Here is a 20500-nt window from a genome sequence, read left to right as displayed (position 1 = left end):
ATGAGCGCAGATTTCTAGTCAGTAACTATCCATCTCTGGGTCGATTTGGGCGGCCCAACCATTGGTGCCACCCGCCAAGTTTATAACATTTTCAAAGCCTTGCTGGCGCAGCGCATTCGTAACTTGTGCGCTTCTGCCACCAACGCGGCATATTACGACAACCGGCTTATCTTTCGGCACTTCATCGACCCTTTGGGCAATTTCGCCCATCGGTATGTGAAAACTGTCGCGAATCATAGCGATATCCCGTTCCCACGCTTCCCGTACGTCGATCAGGTGTAGAGGCTCGCCGCTATCAAGGCGCGCCTTCACCCAATCTGGGCCCACTTCCATTGGCCAATCGGCATCTGTCATGTCGTCAGTTCTCTCAAAGCCCAGTCTAGATATCGCCTAGAACTCGAATGCAGCAGCGGGTTCAAACCCTGGCAACATTGGTGTCCCGGCATCATAAAGCTCAATCTCAGAGGTAACGCCGCGCACGCGCTGCATAAGGGTGATCCGGCCCATTGAGCGCTCATCCCGAACAACACAAACCAAACGGCCGTCCTCCGCCAACTGCGAGACAATGTTCTCAGGGCACTCAGCCACCGACCCGTTGATCAGGATCGCATCATAGGGTGCCTGATCGGCGTAACCTTGGGTGTAGTCCCGGTTCACCATGACCACATTATCGATATCCAACTCAGCGAGGGTTTCTTGTGCCCGGGCTGATAGGGCCTCATCGCTCTCAACCGCCACCACGGTTGCGGCCAGCTTGGAAAGGATCGCTGTTGTGTAGCCGGTCCCAGCTCCGATCTCCAAAACCACATCGCTGGGGGCAATCTTCAATGCCTGAACGAGGCGACCGGTAACCACCGGTTCTGGTAGGTAGCGATTGCTACCTAGGGGCAGATCCTCATCAATGTAAGCAACCGAGCGTCGATTAGCCGGGACGAAAAGTTCCCGTGGCACCTGCTCCATCACCTCGACGAGCTTTCCCTCAATGACACCGTTCGGGCGAACCTGACCATCGATCATGTTTTGCCGTGCGAGCGCAAAATCCATTGTCACTGCCATTTCTCAGCTCCGCCTTGCCGTCACTTAGACCCAATCGAGACGCCCTAAACGGTTGAGCGACCCGGATAATTCGCCGCTACGTATAAAAACTGTAGCGCCCAGACACAATAAGCGAAGCCTGGATCAACATCAGTTTAATGAGCGCAGGCAAATTGCCGCCATGCGAGAATGGATACCAGGATGGATTGACCAGCCGCCACCGACCCCGCTATACCGGCGTCCGGTCTTGAGATGGCTGTCCGTTCAAGACTCTAAGAGGCGCGGTGGCAGAGTGGTTATGCAGAGGCCTGCAAAGCCTTGTACGCCGGTTCGATTCCGGCCCGTGCCTCCAAATTCTCATAGATGCCAATTCTTGGCATTTAAGGGGTGATAAAGTCTGGCATGATCTGTCGGGCTTTGTTATAAGCCCCGCCACATCGCTGGGCGGCACCTTTAGCCGCATAGCACTGGTATTCCCCGGTAGCTCAGTTGGTAGAGCAGGTGGCTGTTAACCACCCTGTCGCTGGTTCGAGTCCGGCCCGGGGAGCCAACTTCCCTAAATTGGCTCATCACACTTGCTATTTGTTGCGCCGCACCAAATAGCGTTACGTGTTTTCTCCACGCCGTGATTGTTTGAATAGGAACAGTCATCCACGGTTTGCCGGAGCGCGCGCTAATGGACGGTGTCGCCTACAGCCACAGCTTGGTCTTTGAACCACGCAATGAGAGAAGCCCAATTACCGGCTTCTCTGTCAGCTATGACGGCGACCTGGATAACCCGCGCACCACCCTCTCCCTCAAAGGCAGCCGCCGCGATGTTCAAGCGGCCATCATGTCCTTACGCGAAGAGGGCCTAACCCGCGGTAAGATCACCGCGGCTGATGGCACCAATATCGACCTCACCTTTGATGAGAAACCGCGCGATGTGATCGCAGCGGCAAGCCAGGGCCTGCTCTTGGATGACACGCCCATGTGGCAGGCAAAGCGTGTGGCGAAGGCTGTTCAGACGGAAGTCGCCGAACGCCGGGCCGCAAAGGAACTGGTTGGCGATATTGATGCTTGGCGCAATGGCGGTGCCAAACCCGATGCGCCGCAGCCACAGGCTAATCGGCCAGCAGCGTAACAATCTCTGGCCGGTCCTCAGTCAGCACCCGGTGCACTGGGCACTTATTGGCAATCTCCATCATCCGTTCACGCTGATCCTGATCAAGGGCCCCATCTACTGTCAGTCGACGTTCGAAGACATGTGACTTCTCACCCGTCTCTTCATCCGTGCGTCGCTCATAGGTTAGGCCAACCCCCAGATTGCCCGCGGGCCACCCCTTATGGTCGGCATACATCCGCATCGTCATCACTGTGCAAGCACCAAGCGAGATCATCAGATAGCTAAACGGATCGGGGCCCAGGTCCTTACCCCCGACACTTGCAGGCTCGTCAGCCACCAAATCATGGCTGCCCGATTTAACCGCCAGCGCAAACTTACTGTCGCCGGTTTCAACCATGCTGACCTGATCTGCTGGATCATGGGCCTGTGTACCATCATCCGACGCGGCTGGGGCATCCAGATAACCATTGACCCATCCCGCGATCAAATCCGCCGCACGGCTAGAACCCACGCGCTTATTCAGCAGGTGATCAGCATCGTCTAGGGACATAATCGATTTTGGATGGCTGGCCGCCCCGAACAGCGCCTCGGCATGGCGATACTCAACGATCTCATCACCTGGTGCGTGCAGAAAGGCTGTGGGGATCGGAAGCGCCGCTACCGCACTCAACAGATCCTGGGATTTGATATCCTCCAGGAACTGCTTCCGGATTGTGAACTTGCGCCCAACCAGATCCACCTCGGCAACCCCATCCCGTTCGATAGTGTCGAGATCGGCTTTGAAGTTGTACTTCACATGATCCACATCCGATGGGGCGCCCATGGTCACCACACCTTTGAGCGAGGGTAGCTTCCCCGCCGCCATCAGGACAGCCGCCCCACCCAGGCTATGACCAATAAGCAGGGTTGGCGCCGATAACTGATCCTCAAGCGCGGCGGCTGCGGCCAACAGATCCTCAACGTTTGAAGAGAAGTTGGTGTTACTGAAATCGCCGGAGCTACTGCCCAGGCCGGTAAAATCGAAGCGGAGGACAGCAACCCCCTGCTCTGCCAATGCCCGGCTAACACGCGCGGCGGCATGGCTGTCTTTCGAGCAGGTGAAGCAATGGGCGAAGATGGCAACCCCACGCCGTTTACCCGAGGGAAGCTCGAGAAGTCCCGCCAAGGTATCGCCCAAGGCACCGGTGAATTCGAATTTTTGAGAGAGCCGCTTCATCTACTTGGTCTTTCCTGCCGCATTCATTCAGTGACGCTGGATCGCCCACCCTGTTTTCGGCAGTCTAGCCCTGACGCCGCCGCCGCGCTTATCAAATTGGGATTGTTTTCCGACGTTTAAGCCTGGCGAAGGCCCCTCCTTTGCTACCCCTTGCTACGTTCCCCACCATGACAATCGATAAAGACCGAAACACCCCTCTACCGGTTGAGGTGGTTGAGAAGGAAACCGCCTATCAGGGCTTCTTCCGCATCGATCGCTATCAGCTAAAGCATGGCAAGTTTGAGGGCGGCATGACCGAGCTCTTAAGCCGTGAGGTGTTTGAGCGCGGCCATGCTGTTGGCGCCCTCGCCTATGATCCCAAACGTGACCAAGTTGTCTTGATCAAACAGTTCCGGGCCGGGGCTTATGCCGCTGGCGCTCAGGACCCATGGCTGATGGAGGTGGTCGCCGGGATCATTGATGAGGGCGAAACACCAGAGGCTGTCGCCAAGCGAGAGATGCGTGAGGAAACCGGTCTCAAATCAACCCGGGTAAAACACATCTGCAGTTACTATGTATCCCCTGGGGGCGCGACGGAATCTGTCGAGCTCTACTGTCTTGAGGTGGATAGCAGCGAAGCCGACGCCATTGCCGGTCATGAGGCTGAGGGCGAAGACATTCAAACCCATGTGATGTCGACCGCTGATGCCTTGCGCCTGATGAATGAGAACAGGATCAATAACGCGGTATCAGTCATCGCCCTGCAATGGCTCGCCCTGCACCATGAAACCCTTCGCCAGGAATGGCAGGAAGGTTGAGGAATGAATACGTCACCTGGGCTGCTGCCCAATTTGCCCAGCACCGTGCGCGATGGCTTTAGCGCCAGCATTGGCAACACACCGCTGATCCGCCTGCACGGTCCGTCAGAGGCAACGGGATGCAACATCCTGGGCAAGGCAGAGTTCCTGAACCCAGGCGGATCGGTAAAGGACCGCGCTGCCCGCGCCATTGTCGAGGATGCGGAGCGGCAAGGCCTCCTGAAGCCCGGCGGTACAATTGTTGAGGGGACAGCCGGTAATACCGGCATTGGCCTGGCCTTGGTCGGCAATGCCAAGGGCTACCACACCGTTATTGTAATGCCGGAAACCCAGAGCCAGGAGAAGAAGGACACCATCAAGCTATGCGGCGCCGAACTACGGTTGGTTCCTGCCCTGCCCTACAAAGATCCCGGCAACTACATCCGCGTGTCTGAGCTGGTCGCGAATGAGTTGGCAAAGACCGAACCAAATGGCGCCGTCTGGGCCAATCAGTTCGACAACACTGCCAATATGCGCGGTCATTATGAAACGACCGGCCCAGAGATCTGGGAGCAGACCGGTGGTGAGATTGATGCCTTCACCTGCGCCATCGGAACCGGCGGCACGATCGCCGGTGTGGGCCGGGCGCTGAAGGAACGCCGGGAGGACATCCAGATCGTGTTGAGCGACCCCGACGGGTCGGCCATTCATAACTGGGTCAAGCATGGCGAGTTGAAGGCTGAAGGCGACAGCATCACCGAAGGGATTGGCCAAGGCCGGATCACCAAGAATATCGAGCAGGCAAAGATCGATGATACTGAAAAGATCCCCGATACTGAGGCCATGCAGGTTGTCTTCGACCTAATCCGCACCGATGGCCTGATCATGGGCGGGTCGAGTGGTATCAATGTTGCCGGTGCAATCCGTATCGCCAAACGCCTCGGCCCCGGGCATACCATTGTCACCATCCTCTGCGATCTGGGCCAACGCTATCAAAGCAAGATTTTCAATCCTGAGTTCCTGCGATCAAAGGGGCTCCCCGTTCCCGATTTCCTGACCGCCGAACCAAAGCGCGGATAAGCCATATGACCGACCTTCTGTTTCATACCGATCCCTACAGCAAAGGGATCGACGCCACAGTGACCGCCATCCACCCAGACGGCAGCATCGAGCTAGACCGCACCATCTTCTTTGCCGCTGGTGGTGGACAACCAGGGGACATGGGCACACTGACCCATGCCGGCGGGGAGATTGCGATTACCGATACCCGCAAGGGTGACAGCCTCGACAACATTTTCCACCAGGCCGCCGAGGGCTCGACGCTCCCGGAGGTCGGGGCAAGCGTTACGCTGGCACTGGATTGGGAGCGGCGGTATCGGCACATGCGGATGCACACCTTACTGCACCTGCTCTGCGCCTCGGTTGTGGGCGACGTTACCGGCGGATCAATCGGCCTTGAGAAATCCCGGCTGGATTTCAACCTGCCCGACGGCCCACCCGATAAGGCTGAGCTTGAGGACAAGCTGAATTCTTTGGTCCAAGCTAACCATCCTGTTGCCCAGAGTTACATCACCGAGGCAGAGCTGGCCGCGAACCCGGATATGGTTCGCACTATGGCCGTTGCCCCACCGAGCCATAACGGCCAGATCCGGCTGGTAACAATTGGCGATCCCGCAAGCCCAGTTGATCAACAGCCCTGTGGCGGCACCCATCTGGCCAGCACCGGTGAGATTGGTGAGGTTATCGTTGGCAAGATTGAGAATAAGGGTCGGCAAAACCGGCGCATCAACCTAAAGCTCGCCGATTGATGGATCACCCCACCCCGTGACCTTAGCCCTGCCCTGGTGGCTTTACGCCATTGGATTCACCTTTGGCTTTGCCGCCTTTGTGCTGATCAATCAGCAGATGAAGATGCGCGCCGATCTCATGATCGCCTGGCGCGGCATTATGCTGGCGATCGCCATGGCACCGGTGATGCTGTTCATCGACTTCCCAACCTCAACGGGCTTTATCATCAGTGTGCTCGCCGTCGGGGTCGTGGCCAGCTTAACTGACATGAAGGTGCTGTCCCTGTCTGCTGAGATTGGTGGCGGCCCCCTCTCCCGCTTATTACCCATCGGGGTTTGGTTAAGTTTTGCGCTCTGGACCACGGTGGATGCCAGCTACCGTGAAGCGCTATTTAGTGATCCTGGCCAGGCCTTGGGGATATTGGCTTGCCTGGTCCTATGCGTGTTGGCGGCTGCCATGCTGCGACGGGACCCGGTTAGCCGTGCCGCCCTGCCCATGGTCATCCCAGTCATCATTGGCGGTGCCCTGATCGACTTCCTCAACAAATCCGCCATGGGCTTTGCCGAGCCCGGCAAAATCCTCGATGCGGGTCTCGCCTATATCTGGCTCCAAAACCTTGTCATCTCGGTTCTGATGATGGGGCGGCTGACCATGCTGAGGGGTGACAATTGGCGGGTGGAGATGTTGGATCGTCGTCTGGTCATCACGGCGGCCGTGTTCTCCCTCCTCGTCGCCTTCGTCACCCTGATCAGGAATTTCGCCATGGCGGGGACACCAAACCCCGGCTACGTCGGCGCGATTGGGCTGGGGGCGACGGTGCTGATCATTCTTTTCAATCGCTGGCGGGACGTGCCGGATAAGAGCAACATCATGGCCGGCCTTGCATTCGTCGCCAGTGCCGCCATGCTGGTCCTTATCACCAGCTGACAACCTCAACAGCGGTCAAAGAACATGAGCGATACGCCCCTACTCGTCGAAACTGATTGGCTAGCAGCGCATCTGGGTGACCCTGATGTCAGGGTTATTGATGCAAGCTTCCACCTGCCCAATGCCGGGCGCAGCGTAACAGCGGAGTTCGTTGCCGGGCATATCCCGGGCGCCGTCCTGTTCGATATTGAGGCTGTGCGCGATGTCACGAGTGACCTGCCCCATATGCTGCCATCAGCAGAGGATTTTGGCGGGATGGTTGGCGCGCTCGGTCTGGGCAATCAACGTCACATCATTGCCTATGACACGGTTGGTATCTTCAGCGCGCCCAGGGCCTGGTGGATGTTCCGCGCCATGGGCCATGAGAACGTCTCGGTTCTAAATGGTGGCCTGCCAGCTTGGACGGCGGCCGGGCACGATCTGGCGACCGGCAATGCTGCAATCACCAAGACCAGTTTCAGCGCTAAGCTTCAACGGGACATGGTGGCTGGCTTTACCGATATGCAGACCAAGCTGGCGGACGGCGAACAGGTGCTTGATGCCCGCGGTGCCGCACGCTTCACCGGCGAGGTTGAAGAGCCACGCGCGGGCCTCCGCTCTGGCCACATGCCGGGGGCAAAGAACCTGCCCTTTGATCAACTTCTGGCCGATGGCCGGTTTAAGGATGGGGCCGCGCTTAAGGCCGCCTTTGATCAGCTTGGCATCAAGCTGGACCAGCCGATTGCAACCACCTGCGGCTCTGGCGTGACGGCGGCGGTTCTGACCTTCGCTCTCGCCTTACTCGGAAAGCATGATGTGCAGCTTTATGACGGGTCGTGGTCCGAATGGGGTCAGACAGGTGCACATGAGGTGGTGACCGGCCCATGACCATTGTTCCCTTTGACCCGAACAAGCCGGGCAGCAACAGGCCACCAGAGCATCCGGCAATCGCTGGCGCCCCGCGCGGCTCCCTAAACGTCACCATCACCTATCTTGAGATGGATGAGCGCCCCTCCGGTGCCCCTATCCCCGCCCCACATAAGAGCCAGGTCGCCCTTATGCGGGCGATTGAGCCGACCATCAGCTTCTACCGCTATCTCTACGATACCGTTGGTGGCCCCTGGCTTTGGTATGAGCGAAGACGCATGGCGACGGCCGTCTTGCGCGAGACCATTACGGATTATCGGGTTGAAATTCTGGTGCTCTATGTCGCCGGGGTACCTGCCGGGTTTGCCGAGTTGGATCGGCGGAAGCCAAATGTCACCGACCTCGCTTATTTCGGCCTGATCCCAGACTTCATCGGCCGACGACTAGGGCCGTTCCTTTTGGATGCCGCCATTCGCCGGGCCTGGGATGGTGATATCGGTAAGCTGACCGTGAACACCTGCACCCTCGACCATGCAAGCGCCCTACCGATGTATCAGCGCTCAGGTTTTGAGCCTGTGCGGCAGGAGCTGAAGGTCATTAAGGACCCACGTGTGATCGGCGATATGCCAACCGATTGCGGCTCACAGATACCGCTCCGCGACTAATAAAGCTCGGGCGGCTAGGCCTGACGCATCGGTGTGCCCTCAACCGGCACGCCCATGCCTGTGGTGATCACATGCTGTCGGCGGCTCTGCGGCTCAAACTCAAAGGCCACGATGCTGTCATGGAACGCGATGGTGCTGATCCGCTTAGTGATTGCAGTTACCGGCACCTGCCCCTTAGTGTAGCCGGCATTAAGCTCATCAATCCGCTCCTTGGCATATTCGATGAAGGTACCGGGTGTACGAACGCCGCCGCCATAGTCGGGCCAGTATGAGCAGTGCATATCCTCAATCAGATAGATGCTCTGCGCCTTCATATGCCCGATCAGCGCTTCAAAAGTTGCGATGACATGGGCGCTTACATGGCTGCCGTCATCAAGCAGGATATCGAAGGGGCCGTACTTCGCGGCCAGTTCATCCAGGAATGCTTTATCTGACTGATCACCGATATGGACATGGACATTATCGCCCGCATGCTGGGCACAGTCCGGATTGATATCGATGCCGACAATCGTGCTTTCAGGGTGGAAGTAATCCTTCCACATCTGCAGCGAGCCACCACCATGAACACCAATCTCAAGCATGGTGATTGGCTGACTACGAAACCGCTCAAAATAGCGCTCATAGATCTCAAAATAGTGCAGCCATTTGTGCAGACGCTTCCCGCCATTGTTCAGGAAATAGCGATGCAAATCACCCTGGGGCATTGTCTTCTTCCGGTTCGGCAAATGAAAACGCGGCTGGAGCGATAGCACTCGACAGCCGCGTTTCAAAGCGTGGTTTTTAGTAAGGCTTAGTGCGCCAGGATCTGGCTGAGGAACTTCTGGGTCCGCTCGCTCTTCGGATTGCTGAAGAACTCGTTCGGCTCATTCATCTCAACGATCTGGCCGGCATCCATGAAGATGACGCGGTCGGCGACCGAACGGGCAAAGCCCATCTCGTGGGTCACACAGATCATGGTCATGCCCTCCTCGGCGAGCACGATCATGGTGTCCAACACCTCCTTCACCATCTCAGGATCAAGGGCAGAGGTTGGCTCATCAAACAGCATGATTTTGGGGTTCATGCAGAGTGAGCGGGCAATCGCCACACGCTGCTGCTGACCGCCGGAGAGCTGGCCTGGATATTTCTGTGCCTGCTCAGGGATCTTCACGCGCTCGAGGTAATACATCGCGCGCTCTTCCGCTTCCTTCTTTGGCACCTTCTTCACCCAGATCGGCGCCAAGGTCAGGTTCTGCATGATGGTTAGATGCGGGAACAGGTTGAAGTGTTGGAACACCATGCCGACTTCCCGGCGCACTTCATCGATGTTCTTCACATTGCTGGTCAGCTCAATGCCATCAACGACGATGTCGCCTTCCTGGTGCTCTTCCAGGCGGTTGATGCATCGGATCATCGTGGACTTACCAGAACCGGAAGGACCACAGACAACGATCCGCTCGCCCCGCATCACATCCAGATTGATGTCACGCAGGACATGGAAGTCCCCGTACCATTTGTTGACGCCCTTAAGCTGGATTGTGACATCACCCAGCTCGCGTGGTGCTGCGGTTTGTGGTTCGTCTTGGGTTTCGGCGGCTTCACTCATTTTCCGCAAACTCCGTTCTTAAAAACTTATTCGTTGATTAGCGCTTGGTCGCGCGTGCGAGACGTTCTTCAAGCCATTGGCTGTATTTCGACATGAAGAAGCAGAAGCCGAAATAGATCAGCGCGGCGAACAGATAGCCTTCCAGATAGAAGGTCCGCCATTCCGCATCCTGGATTGCATTCTTGGTCGCCGTCATCATGTCAAACAGGCCGATGATCAGGACCAGTGAGGTGTCCTTAAACACCGCGATGAAGCTATTCACGATCGGTGGGATCGAAATCTTCAACGCCTGCGGCAGGATGATGAACCGGATCTTCTGCCAATAGCTGAGGCCCAGTGCATCAGCGGCTTCATACTGCCCCTTTGGAATGGCCTGTAGGCCACCCCGGATCACCTCTGCCAGATACACGCCGGTAAACAGCGTCATACCGACCATGGCCCGCAGCACGGCGTCCAGGGTCACGCCTTCCGGTAGGAAGAGCGGGATCATGAACGATGCCATGAACAGGATGGTAATCAGCGGCACACCCCGCACCACCTCAATCAAGGTGACACAGAAGGTTTTAATCGCCGGCAGGTTCGAACGCCGGCCAAGGGCCAACAAGATCGCAATTGGGAAAGAGAAGACGCAAGCCACCCCGGCCAGCATCAAGGTCAGTGACAGACCACCCCACTTGTTAGTTGGCACCGGCTCAAGACCAAAGCCCCCAGCCATCAGCCACCACATGACAACAAGCGCAACGCCCCACATATAGGCGAGGCTCTTACGCCAGGACCCTGGCCAGCAAGAGAAGCCAATCATGGCAATGGCGAGCGCCAGGAATAGTGCCGGACGCCATTGATCATCATAGGGGTAGAGGCCAAACAGAATGAACCGCCACCAGTTATGAACAAAGGACCAGCAGGCCCCGCTGACGGAGGCACGGCACTCATCCGGTGGNACATCACTGAAGCTGGCGGAAACCAACGCCCAGTCGACAATGCCAATGCCCAGATCAATCACCACATAGCCAACGATCAACGTCAGCAGTGAGTTGTACCAAGTGTTGAACAGCTTGATACGCAGCCAGGCAATCGGGCCCGAGGTTGAGAGTGGCGGTGGCCGCTCATCAAGATGGACTTCCTGGACATAGCTTTTGGTGTTCACGGTATCGCTCATGGGTCTCTCCTACCGTTCCACCAGCGCGATGCGCTTGTTGTACCAGTTCATAAACGCCGAGATGCTGAGGCTTACCGTCAGGTAGGCAGCCATGATCAGCGCGATACTCTCAATCGCCTGCCCGGTTTGGTTCATGGTGGTGTTCGCCACCGAGACCAGATCCGGATAGCCGATCGCGACGGCGAGAGAGCTGTTCTTGGTCAGGTTGAGATACTGGTTGGTGGTCGGCGGCACGATAACCCGCAGCGCCTGTGGCAGCACGATGAGGTTCAAGATCCGGCGACGGCTTAACCCGAGCGCCTCCCCTGCTTCCCACTGCCCCTTGCTAACCGCCAGGATACCGGAGCGGACAACCTCTGCGATAAAGCCAGCGGTGTAGAACACAAGGCCGAACAGCAGAGCGACGAGCTCAGGTGTAATGGTCAAACCACCACGAATATTAAAGCGGCCGAGTGCGGGTGCATCCACGTCCCATGGCGCACCACCGGCAGCCCAGGCCAGAACCGGCAAGGCAATCAGTAAGCCAAAGCCAATTAGGTGACTGGCAGGCCGCTTACCAGTGGCTGCCTGCACCTTCTTCGCCCGTTGGACCAGAAAGACCCAGGCAATGATGGCCACAACAACCGCGATAGCGCCCATTGTGAAGGGATCGGCCCATTCAACGACCGGAATATGGAAACCACGGTTCGAGACATACATCGACCCAACCGGGTTCCACGCTTCACGCACAGGCGGGAATGCGGTTGTGAACACGCCGTACCACATGAACAACTGCAGCAAGAGCGGGATGTTTCGCACAACCTCAACATAGGTCGATGCAATCTTCGCAATCAGCCAGTTTGTCGAAAGCCTCGAGACACCAACAATCGTGCCGATGATCGTGGCAAAGAAGATGCCCAGAACGGCAACGATCAGCGTGTTGATCAAACCAACGACGAGCGCCGTGCCATAGGTACTGGCGGGCGAATACTCGATGATGTTCTGGTTAATATCGAAACCGGATTCCTGGTCGACAAATTCAAAACCAGTTTTGATGTTCCGGGTCTCTAGATTGTAGAGCGTATTGTTCACCAGGTAGAAGCCGGCAAAGATCACTGCTGCGATCATGATCACCTGGAAGGCGATATTCCGGAAACCCTCATCGTAAATGAAGCTGGTGGACGGGGCTTTCTTCGCGGAGGTCTGCCGTGGATCAGGCACCGCCTCCGGCTTCTGATTTGTAATATCCGTCATATTGTCCCGAGCGCTGTTTTTGCGGCCGATTTTTCGAAGGCGCCAGTAGGACAGTCTTCTAATCGCATCGCAAGATTTAATTATGCGCAAAAAACATAGGGGGATTGACGGGATGGCATAACGCCAGTCGTCAATCCCCCATTGTTCGATGGTCCCTAACGGGCTGAAACCCGCATGAAACCTAACACCAAGCTTAGCGCATTGGTGGTGCGTACATCAGACCACCTTCGGTCCACAGCGCGTTAACACCGCGCTCCAGGCCGATTGGGGTGTCTGGGCCAACATGGCGATCGAAGATCTCACCGTAGTTGCCAACGGCCATGATGGCGCGCTTAGCGAACTCAGCGTCGAGACCGACTTTCTCACCCATGTCACCGGTCGCACCCAGCATACGCTGAACGGTTGGATCGGTGCTGTTAGCCTTCATATCAGCGGCATTCGCAGCGGTGACGCCTTTTTCTTCAGCTTCAACCAGAGCGAACAGAACCCACTTAGCGATGGCGAAGAACTCGTCATCACCACGACGAACCACTGGGCCGAGAGGCTCTTTCGAGATCAGCTCAGGCAGGATCACGTGATCAGCTGGATTCGGTGCTTCGTTGGCACGGGTAGCCGCCAGGCCAGATGCATCCGTGGTGAAGACGTCGCAACGACCGGAGAAGTAAGCAGCAACAACTTCAGACTGCGCTTCAATCACAACTGGCTCGAAGTCCATGTTGTTGGCGCGGAAGAAGTCAGCGAGGTTCAGCTCAGTGGTGGTACCTGGCTGCACGCAGACAGAAGCACCGTCCAGATCCATAGCGCTGGTCACACCGAGTGACTTAGGCACCATGAAACCTTGGCCGTCATAGAACCAGACACCAGCGAACGCGAGGCCCAGTGACGCATCACGGGTCAGGGTCCAGGTGGTGTTACGGCTGAGGACATCGACCTCACCGGACTGCAGAGCGGTGAAACGCTGCTGAGCGGAAAGTGGGACATACTCAACTTTGTCAGCGTCGCCAAGGATGGCAGCAGCCATACCTTTACAATAGTCGACATCAAGACCGGTCCAGCGGCCTTGCTCATCGGCGATGCCGAAGCCGGCGAGGCCGGTGTTGACGCCACAACGCAGCGTGTCGTTTTGCCGGATGGCGTCAAGGGTTGCACCAGCTTGGGCGACTGGGCCCATGCCAAAGACAGTAACCGCTGCAAACGCGGCAGCAGCGAGTGTCAAACGCTTCATGTTTTAAATCCTTCCCCGATGGTTATCGGTTTGGTGGTGGTTGCTTAAAAACCCACCAGCGATAAGGCCGAGAACCAGCCAAATTGCGGGTGTGTAAGCCTTGCGCCCATCGCATTTCAGGGATGCTCGGAACGCAAATAACGTCGGCTCAATTACACGAAACCCTAACGGGACACAAGGAAGACCGCACTGCGACATGCCTAAAGCGGGGGAAATAAAGGCATTTTGCAATAAAAAGCGGGGGAGCACCCGAAAGCACTCCCCCTCATGGCCGCAGAGCCCCCACACTGCGGAACCAAACTCTATTGTCGCTTAACTCTTGCCGCCGAGACCTGGCATGCTTGGTTTCATGCCACCGGCTAGACCGGCTTGAGGATTGGTGACGGTCGCACCAACATCGGAAACCTGACGAGCACCACGATAGGCCTGCATCTTAGTTTGCGGGTCGCCGCCCATAAGTTTCTCGGCAATCTGAATGCCTGGCTGCTTGCGCGCAACCTCGCCCAGCTTCTCCTTCACGGAGTCTGGAACAACTTTATCAATAACGACAGCTGCGGCCGCAACCGGTTGGCCGCCAGGTACGACGGCAGCCATCTTTGCAACGTTAATCGCGGTCTGCCCGGCTTCTTTATTGATATCTTTTTCGATGTTACCGGCAGCGCGACCCTCATGCTGGGTCATATCAATCATGCTGCCCTGGTGCCCCATCATCGCACGGGATTTGCCACTGTCGAGGCGTGCCTTGGTTTCATCACCAAGGCCGAGGCTATCGCCCATCGACATAATTCGATCACGGAGCCGAGTACCGGTCGACCCCTCTGAGCCCATATTTAATTCCATGAAATCCCCCTCATCTGAAAGAACGTTACCATGGTCTGCAAAATTTACAAAAAATTTTAGCGTTTTGGGTATGGCTGACGCGAAACGCTAGGAAAACCGGCTCAAAATAGGCCACGTCGCAGAAGATTCAGCCCCGCAACACACAAGACCACCAAGACCAATCGCTTAAACGCGACCGGATTCAACCGATCCTGCAGCATCGTGCCCAACACCATGCCAACTGCCGCCGGTGCCAGCATTAGGAATGACAGGGGTAAGGTCGCTTCATTCAAGACACCGCTGGTTAGGTGCCCACCGACCAACATCATCGACCCGATGAAATAGGTTAGGCCTTGGGCCCTAATCATCTGCTGCTTTTCGGTGCCGAGGGCGATTAGGTACATCACCGTTGCTGGTCCCCAGAAGCCCCCTAGCCCGCCCATAGCACCGGCGAAGAAACCCATCACAACCTCAAAAACGGTTCGCTGCCCTTTGCCCTTGGGCGTTGGCAAAACCAACCCCATCAGCTGGATGATGGCGACGGCACTAACGATCACGCCAAGCAGGATGAAGAAGATCTTCGTTGGCATGTAGGGTACGGCCTGGGCCACGATGGCGATTGTGATCGCCAGGACCAGGTTGAGTTTCCAATGCTCTTTTGCGGTCTGTAATGCAGGGCCTAGGCCTTGGCGACCCGCCTGCCAGATATTGGCGAAGAAGGCTGGAATGATAATCGCGGCAATCGCATCCTGGGGCGAGGCAATGCTGCTAATCCCGCTTACCGCCACCATGGGCAGGGCAAAGCCAACGGCCCCCTTCACAAACCCGCCTGCCATCATAAACAGGGCCATCCCCAGGATGGTCAGCGGGGCAAAGGCATCAAGAAAAGCGGCGAAAGACATGCGGGTTCAGATTATCCGCGAGAGGAAATGGCGACCCCGGCAGGACTCGAACCTGCAACCGTCGGATTAGAAGTCCGGTGCTCTATCCAGTTGAGCTACGGGGCCGTAACCGAATTCGTGTGGAGAGTGCCTGAGCGTGTCAGGGCAATCAATCGGGCCTAAGGCGAATGCTCATCTTGCTGGCCGATCCGTGCGGAAATTGTCGCCGTAGTTCTTTGGCGTCACCCGGCGTTGGCGCGGTGCCTCAAGGGTGTAGGTCCAGCCCTTTGCCTCAGCAAAGGCGACCGCCTCTTCTGAGGTGCCGAACTTCAAGCGTACTTGGTTCAGCGTATCACCAGACATGGTCCAGCCCATCAGTGGCTCCGGCCGTCTTGCGGTCTCAACCTCATACTCAAGCAACCATTGCTTTAGCTTGGCGCGACCGGACTGCATGGTCGTCTTGGCTGGCTGATAGATACGAACGGCTGAGATGGCGTCGGTGGGCAGCATCTGGTTTGAACCTTTAAGCGGCGGGCATCCGAATTGGGATGGTTTGGGTCGCAGTCTAACCGCGATACCGCTGATTATAGGTGAAGATTGCCTGGAAGAAAGATCATCATCTCACCACCAGATTAAGTCGCGATGAGAGAGAATGGTCGGGGCGCCCAGATTCGAACTGGGGACCTCATGTACCCAAAACATGCGCGCTACCAGGCTGCGCCACGCCCCGACGGAGGGGATCGATACACCAGCAGATCGCACGGGTAAACCCGCCTATCGCACCTGCGACGAGATTTTCTTACGAATTTCCGGTTCTAGTTCACAAACCGGTGCCGAAAAACGGGTGTTCGACCAGGTCACCAGTGCGAATATCGCGGCGATCTGCCTCGCCACCGGCAAGCTCAAGCACCGCGATCACAGGCACGCCCGATGACATTGGTTCGAGCGATTGGGGTTGGGCCCGGCGATGAATGGTGGCAATCCGCCCGCCTTGCTCGATGAACAAAAGATCGAGGGAGACGAGCGTGTTTTTCATCCAGAAGGAGGCGACCCGCGGCTTCTCAAACGGGAACAGCATGCCGCGATCTCTAGGCGCCTTGCGGCGAAACATCATGCCGATGGCCTGTTGACGCGGGGTTTCTGCCACCTCCACGGTGAACTCATGCCGCTCGCCGGTAAGCGTCCTGATGGAGAGTGGTGCCTCAGCCAACCCGGTCTGCGGCTGCGGATTATAGAGTGACTGAGCTGGCGCTGATAATGGCGCCAACAGCAGCATCGCAAAGCCGAGCGCAACGGCGCGCCGGCTATGCCAGAACCGCATCGGCCACATATTTGATCTCATCTCGGATTGTCTGCTCTTGCTCATCTACCGGATCAGCCAGGGTCGTAAACCATCGCTCCGGTGGGTTATCGGCGAGGCGATGGCGCCAGTGAATTGAGCGAAGGATACTCTCAGCCGGTGCTGGAAGTCGATCCGGCATCGGCAGATCGTTCAACAAGCGCCAGACCCCAGACCAGGCCCGACCAACGGTCCAAGGGTTGTACCCACCACCGCCCAGCATCAACAGCCGTGGCGCCAATCCTCGCAGACAGTCAATCGCGCCCCAGTAGCCACGGTTGCTAAGGCTCAGCCCACTTAAAGGATCTTCGGCAAGGCTGTCACAACCTCCTTGGATCACGATGGCCTCTGGCTCAAATGCCTGAACCAGCGGCACCACGGCCTGGTCTATCAGGTGCAGCATCTCAGCATTGTTTAGGCCCTTGGGCACCGGCAAGTTGCGGGCCATGCCCCCTGCCCGATCGTCAAGCTGACCAGTCTGCGGCCAGCGCCCACCCTCATGAATTGAGATCGTGAACACCCGATCATCATCATGGAAAGCATCCTGAACCCCGTCACCGTGATGGGCATCAATATCGACATAAGCGATGCGGGTCAGGCCCATCCTCAACATCGCCATAAGCCCGAGCACAGGGTCGTTCAGGTAGCAAAAGCCACTAGCCCGTCCTGGCTTACCGTGATGGGTGCCACCGGCCACATTATAGACGACCCCACCGTCACGCAGCAGCTCTGCCGCCATGATTGATGAACCGCTGGCCATGGCCGGACGGTCAAACATCTCGGCAAAGATCGGGTTCTCCATCCGCCCCAGATTGTAGCGCTCTCGTGTTTCGGCATCGGCCTTCTGGCTTTGCTGGGTGCGCTTCAACGCGGCAATGTAGTCAGGTTCATGAAACCAGGCGAGTTGCGCTTCTGTCGCTGGTCGCCCCTCAACATACTGATCCTGGCCAACCCACCCCATCGCATTGATTAGGTCGAGCGCTGTCGACACCCGGGGAATGGACAACGGGTGCTTGGTGCCATAGCGGCTGTTCCTATAGATCTCATGACCGATCAGGATCGGGCGGCCCAAGGCAGACGCGCTCTTTACCTGGGGCCTGGCTAGTGTGTTGGTATCACTCATATCACCAAGATGTCGGTCGCCTGGGCCCAATCGTCAATCTCTCCCATCTGCGCATCGATAAGGCTTGCCAGCCAACCGCCACTGCCCTACCCCTTACCCCCAACTGGGGGGAGCCGCTTACCAATGCCGCTGAGAGGTTGTGATGGACACAACGACCCCTTGAACCTGATCCGGCGACGGCGCCCCTTTAAGGCCACCCGCATTCCGGCGTAGGGACAGTGATCCATGACTGACCGCCCAGCCTCGCCGGGCCCGCAAATTGAGCTCGCAACCAAACCGCCCGGACTGTTGTTCGAGCGGCTGGTCCTGCAATTCGATAATGAACCCTTGGTTCAAATAGACGGCGACAGCTTTCCAGCTGGTGAGATTACCTGCCTACTGGGCACGAGCGGCGTTGGTAAATCCACGCTCCTCCGCGCAATTGCCGGACTGGTGCAGCCAGAGGCTGGCACGATCAAGGCAACAGATAATGCGGCGCTAAGCGGCCGCGTCGGCTTTATGACCCAGCAGGATGGCCTGCTGCCCTGGTTATCGGTATGGCGCAATGTGGCCCTGGGCGACCGCCTCCGCGGCATGGCGCCGAACCGGGACCGGGCGATTGAACTTCTTGATAGCTTGGGTTTAGCGGATGTCGTGGACCACCTGCCCTACACCTTATCCGGTGGCATGCGCCAACGGGTGGCCCTGGCCCGTGTGTTGTATGAGGACCGACCCATCATCCTTATGGATGAGCCGTTCTCCGCGCTTGATGCCGTTACCCGCGACCGCCTGCAATCCATGACGGTTGAACGCCTGGCTGGCCGGACGGTTGTGCTGGTCACTCACGATCCCCTTGAGGCCCTCAGGGTTGGTCACAGTATCCGTGTGTTGGGCGGCAAGCCGGCGACGCTGTCGGACCCAATCACACCGGATACCGCACCACCGCGCAGCCTGACCGATGCGACCCTCACCTCACGCCATGGATCACTCATGGCACAGCTTCAGGGGGCCGCCGTATGATCAAAACTACGGCCTGGCGTCCCCTTATCATCCTCATCGGTCTAATCGCCCTTTGGCAGGGAGTAGTGTGGATCGGTGAGTTACCGCGCTTCATGCTGCCCGGCCCTTCCCTAGTTGGTGAACGCATTATTGAGCGGTGGGATATCCTCGCCCACCATGCTGGCATCACCCTTTTAGAGATCGTGTTAGGCCTGTTGCTTGGTGTGGCAATTGGCACCTGCGCCGCGATCAGCTTGGCCCTGCTGCCCCCAATTCGGCCCTGGTTGTTGCCAATCCTGGTGATCAGCCAGGCGATCCCAATCTTCGCCTTAGCACCCTTGCTCGTGCTGTGGTTCGGCTATGGCTTAGCACCCAAGGTCATCACCGCCGCGCTGATCATCTTCTTTCCGGTGACAACGACACTTTATGACGGGATACGCCGGACGCCGCCCGAATGGCTGGAACAAGCCACGGTGATGGGCGCCAGTAAATGGCGGATGCTGCTCTATATACGGTTGCCAGCCGCCTTACCCGCCTTTGGCTCCGGCCTTCGTGTCGCGGCCGCCGTGGCACCGATTGGTGCGGTGATCGGTGAATGGGTGGGTGCGTCTGCCGGGCTTGGCCATCTGATGCTGCAGGCGAATGGCCGGATGCAGATCGACCTCATGTTTGCCGCCTTGGTCGTGCTCTCGGTGATGGCGGTCACCCTCTACCTCACCATCGATTTCCTGATCCGACGCGCCACCGCCTGGCGGCGTGAGGAAGCCACCTTTTGATCCACTTCACCCCTTCCAGAAAATGAGAGACCAATGATCCGATTTCTAATGCTTGGCCTAGTGGCCATCGCCATCACCGTCCCCGGCATGGCGCGGGCTGAGAAGATGAACGTGCTGCTCGACTGGTTCGTAAATCCAGTTCACGCCCCCTTGGTGATTGCCGATGCTAAAGGCTATTTCGCTGAGGCTGAGCTTGAAATTGAGATCATCCCCCCCGCCGACCCAAGCGATCCACCAAAGCTTGTCGCGGCGAAGCGGGCGGATGTGGCGATCTCCTATCAACCGCAGCTGCATATGCAGATTGATCAAGGCCTGCCGCTGGTCCGGATTGGCACCCTTGTTGGCACCCCGCTCAACATCATGGTGACCCTCGCCGATAGCGGGATTGAAAGCATCGCCGATCTCAAGGGTAAGCGCATTGGCTACTCCGTTGGCGGGGTTGAGGAAGCATTGGTTCAAGCGATGCTTGAGCATGCAGGCCTGACGCTCAGCGATGTGGAGATGATCAATGTGAATTTCTCCCTTAGCCCATCACTGCTCGCCGGGCAGGTTGATGCCGTCACCGGTGCCTTCCGGAACTTTGAGCTGAACCAGATGGACCTTGAGGGACATCCAGGCCGCGCCTTCTTCATCGAGGAGTCTGGCGTTCCGGTTTATGACGAGCTGATCTTTGTCGCTCATCAGGAGCGGCGCGATGACCCACAGCTCGCAACCTTTATCCAAGCCGTGGAGCGGGGCATTCATTACATGATCAACCACCCCGCTGAGAGTTGGGAGATATTCACCGCTGCGTACCCCGCGTTGGATGATGAACTAAACCGCCGCGCATGGCGGGATACCCTGCCACGCTTTGACCTGCGCCCGGCCGCACTTGATGCTGATCGCTATCGTCGCTTTGCACAGTTCATGGCGGACAAAGCGCTGATCGAGGCGGTGGTGCCGGTTGAGCAATACGCCGTGGTACCAGGCGCACCCGCGGCGACTGAGTAGGGCCAAACACCGACAGCGGTTGCCAGAGCTGCGC

At 57.6% G+C, this 20500-nt stretch carries 23 protein-coding genes, 4 tRNA genes and 1 riboswitch; of the genes, 12 read left to right on the top strand and 15 right to left on the bottom strand.

Annotated features, from left to right (window positions below; translation table 11 throughout):
* Window positions 1–18 precede the first annotated feature (18 nt).
* Complete coding sequence (locus KI792_05585; GenBank protein MBV6632490.1) at window positions 19–333, bottom strand: sulfurtransferase; 315 nt, start codon at window positions 331–333, stop codon at window positions 19–21.
* Window positions 334–390: 57 nt separating this feature from the next.
* On the bottom strand, window positions 391–1044 hold the full coding sequence (locus KI792_05580) for a protein-L-isoaspartate O-methyltransferase (protein MBV6632489.1): 654 nt from the start codon (window positions 1042–1044) through the stop codon (window positions 391–393).
* A gap of 269 nt (window positions 1045–1313) precedes the next feature.
* Here KI792_05580 and KI792_05575 point away from each other — a divergent pair.
* From KI792_05575 to KI792_05565, 3 genes are all read left to right on the top strand, one after another.
* Window positions 1314–1387: transfer RNA gene (locus KI792_05575), tRNA-Cys, on the top strand.
* Window positions 1388–1509: 122 nt separating this feature from the next.
* A tRNA-Asn gene (locus tag KI792_05570) sits at window positions 1510–1585 on the top strand.
* A 126-nt stretch (window positions 1586–1711) separates the two neighbouring features.
* On the top strand, window positions 1712–2158 hold the full coding sequence (locus KI792_05565) for a hypothetical protein (GenBank protein ID MBV6632488.1): 447 nt from the start codon (window positions 1712–1714) through the stop codon (window positions 2156–2158).
* Here the strand turns inward: KI792_05565 and KI792_05560 are convergent.
* Window positions 2139–3356, bottom strand: a complete 1218-nt coding sequence (locus tag KI792_05560; GenBank protein MBV6632487.1) for an OsmC family protein — start codon at window positions 3354–3356, stop codon at window positions 2139–2141. The two genes, KI792_05565 and KI792_05560, sit on opposite strands and share 20 nt — an antisense overlap.
* 167 nt (window positions 3357–3523) lie before the next feature.
* On the opposite strand from KI792_05560, the gene KI792_05555 reads away from it, so the two are divergent.
* From KI792_05555 to KI792_05530, 6 genes are read left to right on the top strand one after another with little or no spacing between them, the layout of a single operon-like run.
* Complete coding sequence (locus KI792_05555) at window positions 3524–4153, top strand: NUDIX domain-containing protein (protein ID MBV6632486.1); 630 nt, start codon at window positions 3524–3526, stop codon at window positions 4151–4153.
* 3 nt (window positions 4154–4156) lie between these two features.
* Window positions 4157–5212 (top strand): cysteine synthase A, encoded by a 1056-nt coding sequence (locus KI792_05550; GenBank protein ID MBV6632485.1) that lies wholly within the window; start codon window positions 4157–4159, stop codon window positions 5210–5212.
* Window positions 5213–5217: 5 nt separating this feature from the next.
* Window positions 5218–5940: an alanyl-tRNA editing protein gene (locus KI792_05545; protein MBV6632484.1), complete on the top strand. Its 723-nt coding sequence runs from the start codon at window positions 5218–5220 to the stop codon at window positions 5938–5940.
* A 16-nt stretch (window positions 5941–5956) separates the two neighbouring features.
* Window positions 5957–6847 (top strand): hypothetical protein, encoded by an 891-nt coding sequence (locus KI792_05540; GenBank protein MBV6632483.1) that lies wholly within the window; start codon window positions 5957–5959, stop codon window positions 6845–6847.
* 24 nt (window positions 6848–6871) lie between these two features.
* Window positions 6872–7714, top strand: coding sequence for a 3-mercaptopyruvate sulfurtransferase (sseA, locus tag KI792_05535; GenBank protein MBV6632482.1), 843 nt, complete (start codon window positions 6872–6874; stop codon window positions 7712–7714).
* Window positions 7711–8358 (top strand): GNAT family N-acetyltransferase, encoded by a 648-nt coding sequence (locus KI792_05530; GenBank protein ID MBV6632481.1) that lies wholly within the window; start codon window positions 7711–7713, stop codon window positions 8356–8358. The genes sseA and KI792_05530 overlap by 4 nt, the downstream gene beginning before the upstream one ends.
* 14 nt (window positions 8359–8372) lie before the next feature.
* Here KI792_05530 and KI792_05525 read toward each other — a convergent pair whose 3' ends face one another.
* From KI792_05525 to KI792_05470, 12 genes are all read right to left on the bottom strand, one after another.
* Window positions 8373–9062 carry a class I SAM-dependent methyltransferase gene (locus KI792_05525; GenBank protein MBV6632480.1) on the bottom strand — a complete coding sequence of 230 codons (690 nt, stop codon included), beginning with the start codon at window positions 9060–9062 and terminating at the stop codon, window positions 8373–8375.
* Window positions 9063–9148: 86 nt separating this feature from the next.
* Entirely contained in the window at window positions 9149–9943 is a 795-nt protein-coding gene (locus KI792_05520) for an amino acid ABC transporter ATP-binding protein (protein MBV6632479.1), read from the bottom strand.
* 37 nt (window positions 9944–9980) lie between these two features.
* Complete coding sequence (locus tag KI792_05515) at window positions 9981–11102, bottom strand: amino acid ABC transporter permease (GenBank protein ID MBV6632478.1); 1122 nt, start codon at window positions 11100–11102, stop codon at window positions 9981–9983.
* A gap of 9 nt (window positions 11103–11111) precedes the next feature.
* Window positions 11112–12335 (bottom strand): amino acid ABC transporter permease, encoded by a 1224-nt coding sequence (locus KI792_05510; protein ID MBV6632477.1) that lies wholly within the window; start codon window positions 12333–12335, stop codon window positions 11112–11114.
* Between the two features lie 193 nt (window positions 12336–12528).
* Window positions 12529–13560, bottom strand: coding sequence for an amino acid ABC transporter substrate-binding protein (locus KI792_05505; GenBank protein MBV6632476.1), 1032 nt, complete (start codon window positions 13558–13560; stop codon window positions 12529–12531).
* 312 nt (window positions 13561–13872) lie between these two features.
* The gene (locus tag KI792_05500) at window positions 13873–14400 is read right to left on the bottom strand and encodes a hypothetical protein (protein MBV6632475.1); all 528 of its coding nucleotides are present in this window, start codon (window positions 14398–14400) and stop codon (window positions 13873–13875) included.
* A 101-nt stretch (window positions 14401–14501) separates the two neighbouring features.
* A complete protein-coding gene (locus KI792_05495; protein ID MBV6632474.1) occupies window positions 14502–15281 on the bottom strand; it encodes a sulfite exporter TauE/SafE family protein in 780 nt (259 codons plus the stop codon).
* A 28-nt stretch (window positions 15282–15309) separates the two neighbouring features.
* Window positions 15310–15386 (bottom strand) — tRNA-Arg (locus tag KI792_05490).
* 66 nt (window positions 15387–15452) lie between these two features.
* Window positions 15453–15770 (bottom strand): ETC complex I subunit, encoded by a 318-nt coding sequence (locus tag KI792_05485; GenBank protein ID MBV6632473.1) that lies wholly within the window; start codon window positions 15768–15770, stop codon window positions 15453–15455.
* A 143-nt stretch (window positions 15771–15913) separates the two neighbouring features.
* Window positions 15914–15990, bottom strand: a tRNA-Pro gene (locus tag KI792_05480).
* A gap of 90 nt (window positions 15991–16080) precedes the next feature.
* Entirely contained in the window at window positions 16081–16581 is a 501-nt protein-coding gene (locus KI792_05475) for a DUF192 domain-containing protein (protein ID MBV6632472.1), read from the bottom strand.
* Window positions 16565–17722, bottom strand: coding sequence for an acetoin utilization protein AcuC (locus KI792_05470; GenBank protein MBV6632471.1), 1158 nt, complete (start codon window positions 17720–17722; stop codon window positions 16565–16567). The genes KI792_05475 and KI792_05470 overlap by 17 nt, the downstream gene beginning before the upstream one ends.
* A gap of 96 nt (window positions 17723–17818) precedes the next feature.
* Window positions 17819–17955, top strand: a riboswitch (TPP riboswitch).
* On the opposite strand from KI792_05470, the gene KI792_05465 reads away from it, so the two are divergent.
* The 3 genes from KI792_05465 (at window position 17948) to KI792_05455 (ending at window position 20466) form a co-directional block, all read left to right on the top strand.
* A complete protein-coding gene (locus KI792_05465; GenBank protein MBV6632470.1) occupies window positions 17948–18721 on the top strand; it encodes an ABC transporter ATP-binding protein in 774 nt (257 codons plus the stop codon). It overlaps the preceding riboswitch by 8 nt.
* Window positions 18718–19476 (top strand): ABC transporter permease, encoded by a 759-nt coding sequence (locus KI792_05460; protein ID MBV6632469.1) that lies wholly within the window; start codon window positions 18718–18720, stop codon window positions 19474–19476. The genes KI792_05465 and KI792_05460 overlap by 4 nt, the downstream gene beginning before the upstream one ends.
* Before the next feature lie 33 nt (window positions 19477–19509).
* A complete protein-coding gene (locus KI792_05455) occupies window positions 19510–20466 on the top strand; it encodes an ABC transporter substrate-binding protein (protein MBV6632468.1) in 957 nt (318 codons plus the stop codon).
* Window positions 20467–20500 lie beyond the last annotated feature (34 nt).

It is taken from the genome of Alphaproteobacteria bacterium SS10, assembly GCA_019192455.1.
GTDB lineage: Bacteria > Pseudomonadota > Alphaproteobacteria > TMED2 > TMED2 > TMED2.
This window is presented reverse-complemented; position numbering and strand designations above follow the sequence as displayed.